The 6624-nt window shown below is 29.5% G+C and carries 5 protein-coding genes; all 5 read right to left on the bottom strand.

Annotated elements, in window-relative coordinates:
- A partial coding sequence (locus tag ACMX2D_RS07145; RefSeq protein WP_414973325.1) for a VWA domain-containing protein occupies positions 1-2689 on the bottom strand: 2689 nt, incomplete at its 3' end.
- A 365-nt stretch (positions 2690-3054) separates the two neighbouring features.
- Entirely contained in the window at positions 3055-3378 is a 324-nt protein-coding gene (locus ACMX2D_RS07140) for a DsrE family protein (protein ID WP_414971825.1), read from the bottom strand.
- 8 nt (positions 3379-3386) lie between these two features.
- Positions 3387-4787 carry a peptidoglycan D,D-transpeptidase FtsI family protein gene (locus tag ACMX2D_RS07135; RefSeq protein WP_414971827.1) on the bottom strand — a complete coding sequence of 467 codons (1401 nt, stop codon included), beginning with the start codon at positions 4785-4787 and terminating at the stop codon, positions 3387-3389.
- A 9-nt stretch (positions 4788-4796) separates the two neighbouring features.
- Positions 4797-6056 carry an FtsW/RodA/SpoVE family cell cycle protein gene (locus ACMX2D_RS07130; protein WP_009449043.1) on the bottom strand — a complete coding sequence of 420 codons (1260 nt, stop codon included), beginning with the start codon at positions 6054-6056 and terminating at the stop codon, positions 4797-4799.
- Positions 6049-6555, bottom strand: coding sequence for an FHA domain-containing protein (locus tag ACMX2D_RS07125; protein WP_009449074.1), 507 nt, complete (start codon positions 6553-6555; stop codon positions 6049-6051). The genes ACMX2D_RS07130 and ACMX2D_RS07125 overlap by 8 nt, the downstream gene beginning before the upstream one ends.
- Positions 6556-6624 lie beyond the last annotated feature (69 nt).

Here is a 6624-nt window from a genome sequence, read left to right as displayed (position 1 = left end):
CTATAGTCCAGTTTCCATTATTTACATCATCTGCATTCTTGAAACTTTCTTTTACAATGAAAGTATAGTCCTTTCCATTGTTATCTTTTGTCTTTAAGTTTTCCCATTTTGCAGTTGTTGTTGTTCCATCTATTACTTTTACTTCTGCTTCAGGTACTTTTTCTTCTTCTCCCCCTGCTACTTTTCTGTAAAGAGTTAAGTTTATTTCAGGTCTCTTTAGCTTTCCTTCTTCCGGTCCGTCCCATTCTTTTGTTACTTCTACTTTCCCGTCTGTAGGTTGCTTATATGTGTTTGTTATACTGTTTCCATTTTGTGTTACTGTATAAGTGTTATTGTTAATTTTAAATTCATTATCATCATTTGCGTCTTTTTCTTTTACTGTATAATTAATTAACTTTCCACTTGTATTATATTTTTTTACTCCTGTCCATTTATAAGTAAATTGAGATGCTGTTCCATTATTAGGAGTAATTTCTAATTTATCTGCATTATCATCAGTTACATCTTTTCCATCTGCATAAAGTTTAAATACAGGTGCAGTATGATCTGCTGTCGGTCCATTTACCCAAGTTTTACTAGCTTCAAAATCCGTAGTATAGTCGTTATTTTCAGGTCTATTAATAATTTCAACAGAAGCTTCCTTTTTATCAACTTTAATTGAAACAATTCCATCATTTACTCCGTCACTGTCAATAAAATCAGGAGTTTTTCCTTCTTCTGTTACCTTATAATTACCATAGTGAAGTCCTGTAATTTCTTTCGTTTCTCCTACACTAAGTTCATAAGTTTGTCTAAAAATTTCTTCATCTGAATATAGTGACTTTCCTACTACCGTTATAGTATACTTTGGTTCACCACTACGTAAGTTTTTAGGCAATAAACTATTCAGATTAGATAAATTATTAATATTTGATAATCTAGCATAAATTTCTTCATCAGGATTAAAAGTCTTCTTTATAGTAAGTTTACCATTTGCTTTTTCTTTGTTTGTTACGGTTATTGTCGTATTTAACGGTTCTCCATTAGCATTTTTTGGAACAAGCCAATTAGACAAACTATTATCATTACCTTTTCCACTTTGTGTTCCATCCCAAGTTTTCCATTTAACATCAATATCATAATCATTTTGTTCACTTGAAGGACTTCCAGAAAATTTATTTTCAGTAAGTGTATAATGCTTATCTATACGCAAATCAGCCATAACTCTTGCTGCATTGCCTTTAACTTCATAATCTTGATTAAATGTATTATCTTCTTGTAATTTTAAATTAAAATTAAATTTTCTGCCATCACTACTTGGAATTTTATTTCCTCTGGAATCTAAAAGTACTTTTTCCATTTTTATGATTACAGGCTTTGCATTTGGCTTTGGAAAAGCAGGAGTTTGTTTATTTCCATTAATATCTATATAACTTACACTTGCATTTCCATTTGTATCATAATGTCCATTTGCATCAGGTTCTACATTTAAAATATCGTCATTAATTACAACACGATACTTTAACTCTGCATACTTAATATCTGAACCCTCCTCAATTGGAGTAGTTACTGTTCCGGGATTCCATATCAGTTTGTGTGGAGTTACACTTGTATCATAAGTCGGTGCAGGATTTTCCGGAACTGCCTTAATATTAGAAACTTCTCCTACAGGAATTTGAAATCCGGCTCCCATCGGATCGGTAACATGAGCATCTTTCATAGCAGATGAAATCTTTCCTGCTATTTCATTAAAAATCTTATTTAATTCTGCCGGTGTTGCATTGTAAGACTGTCCCGGAGATGCTACGGCATTCAATACTTTAGTTCCTGTTTGTCCCGCTTCTAAAGCGATAGACCAAATACTATAACCCGAAGTTTTAGCATATTTTGACTCCGCAATTGCATTATTTCCATGATTGTGATACAAATAATATTTAAAAGGTTTCCATTTTTTCCAAATTAAACCATTTCCATTTCCTATCCTCTCGTCTGTAAATGCTTCTTTAGGAATATTAATATCAGGATTAATTTCATTAGAGAAATAATCATCTGCATTATATCCATTACCAATTAAATAACTGAAAGTAGGTTCACCATCTGAAAGAAAAACAATATGTTTATTGTCTGCATTGGAATTTGCAAGAATAGCTTCCGCTTGTTTAATTCCGGACTGTGTAAATGTTCCACCATCTGCATAAATCCTATCTACAGCATTTTTCAAATTCTCCTTATTATTTGTTAATCCTTGATCTGTTCTAACATCAGATGCAAAAGATACAATAGAAATACGAGTATTATTACTTGGCAATAATTTATCAATAAATTCACGTGCAGCCTCTTTTGCTTTTTTCATACGAGAATTGTCATTCATACTACCTGAACGGTCTATAACTAAAACAATATCTGATTTTTTGCTGACATCTTTAGCTTCCATACGAAGAGTTACATCAAAAGTATTAAGTTTTCCCTCAACTTTTTTTACTTCCTTAAACAGCATTACCTCTCCAGGCTTTGTCGGATGATCAACTCCTATAACAGGTGAATTGTTGGCACGTTTTAAATTTTTCTTGCTTCCAACTGTAGTATGAGTACCACTTGATTTATTATCATTTCTTTGAGCAAAAGATATACCTGATAAAACTACAGGCATTAGTATTGATAATATTAGCGATACTATAATCATCTTCTTGCATTTCCTTAAAATTCTCATTTTTCTCCCCTTCCATAAATATTAATTTAATATTAATTTTTTATAATTGTAGTAAAGTACATCAACAAATCTCGCATTACTCTACTAATCAAAACTAAATACTTAAATTATTTTTTAATAAAATAATGAATACTCAATCTCAATTTATATTATATATACTTATATGTATATTTGTCAAGTTTTATATAGATTTATTTGATAAAATTTTTTAATATAATCTATATAAAAATTTACCATAATATATAAAAATTTCTAAATATTTTTTAATTTTACGGATAAAGAAATTTTTTATAAATTTTAATCTCTAAACATTTGTAATTTATTATAAAAAAAAAAGAATGTTTGCACATTCTTTTTTAAATACTTTAATCTATTGTATATTCAATCCAGCCCTCAGATTTTCTTTTAATAATTTCTCCTATTCCGGCTGATACTATTTGAATATTTCTTTGCTCATAATTCGGTTTTAATCCGTTTAAAGCATTTTTACATAATTTAACTTGTAAACTTTCATCCTTAAAAAACTCATCTTCTTCTAAAAAATATGTAACTACATTACCTGCACAAACAATTTCAATCTCGCAAGTATCTCCCATTTCTTCACAATATCTTCTGTAATTTACAATTTTAGCTTTTAATTTATCTATGAGTTTTAATCTTTCAATTCTAAATAGCACTTTATAATTCATAAAATCTCCTAATATCCAAGTTCTATTGCCTTATTAACTAGTTTTTTTACTAGTGGAATCATTTCAGCCGCTAATTTATTTTCCTCTTCAAAAAATGCTGTACATACAATTGTAGGATTATCTACAGGATAAAAAAGAGTTACCCAAGAGTGAATTTTATCTTTTGTTTTTTCAGCGGTACCGGTTTTACCTGCAACTTTCTTTCCTCTTATAAATCCAACAAAGTTTTTATCTCCTGAAGATTTTAAATAATCTTTCATTGTATCCATTACTTGTTTATCAGCAACTTTTGATAAAACTTCAGGTGTAGTTTTTTCTATTATTTTCCCATTAGGATCTAAAATTTCTCCTACAATATAAGGTTTCATCATATTTCCGCCATTTGCAATCGCACTTGTAAACATTGCTACATGTAATGGAGTAACTAAGTCTTTTCCCTGTCCGAATGCTCCGGTTGCAAGTTCCAAAGCAGTAGTTTTATCATTATATGGAATTGGAGAAATAGCAGTTTTTAATTCGAAAGGAATCTCTTGACCGAACATAAATCTTTTACTAACATCAATCATTGCATCAACACCTATTTTTTGTACCTGATCAGCAAAATATGTGTTTGAAGATTTAACTAATGCTTTTCTCAAATCTATATTTCCATTTGCTTCCTTTGCGTAGTTGTTTATTTTGTAATGGTCAATAGTTGTTGAACCCTTGTCATTATAATTTAAGTCACTTCCGCTAAGTTTTTCAAGTAAAGCAGTTCCTGTTATTAATTTATAAACAGATCCCGGAGGAAAAAGTCCTGCAATACTTCTTGATAAAAGGGGTGCATTTTCTTCATCAGCAATTATATTTTTCCAATTAGCTTCTATTGTATTCGGGTCAAAGGTCGGTCTGTCCGCCATTGTGATTATTGAACCTGTTTGTGGATTCATCAAAATCATAGAGCCCTTATGTCCCTCTAAAAGTGAAGAAGCATATTTTTGCAATTCAGAATTTGTAGTCAATTTTACTGAGTTACCCTCTTTTTGATCTATCAAAATTTTCTTTAATTCACCGATAGGAGTTTTATCCTGTTTATTTAAAAGAGTTGTATTAAATTTTTTCTCGATTCCGGTCTTTCCATATTTTTTGCTGTTATATCCAACTATATGAGCATAGGCTTCTCCGTATGGGAAATATCTATATTTATCCCCATTTTCGTCAGCTTTAGTTTCAGCTAAAATATTTCCTTCAGAATCTAAAATATTTCCTCTTTTTAATTTATTATCATCAACCCAATTTCTTTTATTGTCTTCAGAGTTTTTAAGTTTATCAGCTTTTATAACTTGAAAATAGGTCATATATCCAAGAATTAAAATGAATAATAAACTTATAAATGTTAAAACTCTTTTATATCTTTTAATTTCAACCATATTATTCTCCTATATATTTTCTTCAGAGGCATATTGTAAAATTCCCAAAGCAATGAAACTTGAAAGAATTGAAGAACCTCCATAGCTAACAAAAGGAATTGTAATTCCCGTAAGCGGAATAAGTTTTAAAATCCCACCAAACATAATCAATGACTGAAAAGCGAAAATTAATGAAAGGCAGAAAGCTACATATTTGTAGAATTTATTATGTTGTTCCATAGAAGTTTTTATTCCCCTATAAGTTAGGATTAAAAACAACATAACTACTCCCATTCCCATTAAAATTCCCATTTCTTCACAAATACTTGCAAATATATAGTCACTTTCCGCAAAAGGAATATAATCAGGTCTGCCAAGTCCAAGACCTTTCCCGAAAAATCCCCCACTTGCTATAGCATAGAAACCTTGAATAATTTGGTAACCCATTCCGTCGGCATATTTAAAAGGATCCAGCCATATTTTTACTCTTACCTTAACATGGGTAAATAAAATGTATCCTAAAACAGCTCCAAAAGAAAGAATTATAAGATTGATAAACATATATTTTCTATGCGGTTCATACATATACTGTGCAAAGATAAAGACTCCTGAAAACACAAGTACAGTACCCAAGTCCTTTTGTAAAAATAAAAATCCTAAAAAAGTATAGAAAAAGAAATGAAGACTATATCTCTTCAAAATATCTTTTTCAAACTTATCCCTATTTTTATAAAAAGCTGCAATAAGGAAAACAAATGCAATCTTTATTAGCTCGGATGGTTGGAAAGCAAAATTCGAACCTAATCTTATCCAGTTCTTTGCACCATTAATTCTTCTACCGAATAAAATAGTTGCAATAAATAAAAGATAAGAAATTCCGGCATAAAAGTAATACATTTTACTCCAAATTTTTATATATTTTAAAATTAAATATACAATCCAAAAGGCTACAATTCCTATACAAAACCAGATAATTTGTCTATATGCCAATTTGTTATTCAGCCTGTAAATCTCTAAAATTCCAATGGAAAATAACATATTTGCAATAAGCATTATATAATAATCGCCCCTTGTAAACTTTTGTACCAATTTCCCTGAAATATATACAAAACCAATTAAGGCAACCATAAAAAATAATTTAGTTTTGTCAAAATTAGCAAAATCCCTAGCCATTATTAGAAATAGTCCTAAAATTTGAAAGAATAGTAAAAGACCTTGAATACTCTTTGTACTGACATAGGAATTTACATTTAGAGTTCTAAATCTTGACTTCAATACTTTACTAATCATCATCAACTTCCTCATTTACAAATAAGAACTCAATTCGACCAACGTCAATTAAATCCTTATCTTTAAGTTCAATAGCCTCTGTAATAGGTTCTCCATTTAGCAAAGTCCCATTTGCAGAACCTAAATCTTCAATAAAATAAATTCCGTCATCTTTAATAATTCTCATATGATTTTTAGAAATGAATTTATCATTTATTACAATATCATTAGAATCTCCACGACCCAATGTAGTTTCATCAGTTATATAATAATGTTCATGAACCTTAAAAGGAAGGCTCTCTTTTCTGTTTATAAGTTTCAGATAGGTGTTGGAAACTTCAGTCATCTCACTTGTAGTGCTTATATCAAAGTATATCATCTTAATTATATTGTAAATAAAATAATAGATAATAATTACAAAAATATATTTAAAAATAATCGCCATCAAGTCGTATAGCTTTAAATTTCCAAAGGTTTCAACTGAAAAAATACCTTCCAAAATATCAAAAATTTTATCCATATATCCTCCGTTTTTATGTTAAAATCCTAATTAATTAACTTTTATTTTACCATAAATACAAAAAGTAGT

This window comes from Parvimonas oralis, assembly GCF_047608425.1.
In the GTDB taxonomy this organism is placed as follows: Bacteria; Bacillota; Clostridia; order Tissierellales; family Peptoniphilaceae; genus Parvimonas.
The sequence above is the reverse complement of the archived record's forward strand: the minus strand, read 5'-3'. Positions and strand labels throughout refer to the sequence as shown.

What these genes read in the sequence shown, in the direction of transcription:
- ACMX2D_RS07140 (WP_414971825.1), bottom strand. Translation starts at nt 3,378, where the DNA reads ATGAATTATAAAGTGCTATTTAGAATTGAAAGATTAAAACTCATAGAT.
- ACMX2D_RS07135 (WP_414971827.1), bottom strand. Translation starts at nt 4,787, where the DNA reads ATGGTTGAAATTAAAAGATATAAAAGAGTTTTAACATTTATAAGTTTA.
- ACMX2D_RS07130 (WP_009449043.1), bottom strand. Translation starts at nt 6,056, where the DNA reads ATGATTAGTAAAGTATTGAAGTCAAGATTTAGAACTCTAAATGTAAAT.
- ACMX2D_RS07125 (WP_009449074.1), bottom strand. Translation starts at nt 6,555, where the DNA reads ATGGATAAAATTTTTGATATTTTGGAAGGTATTTTTTCAGTTGAAACC.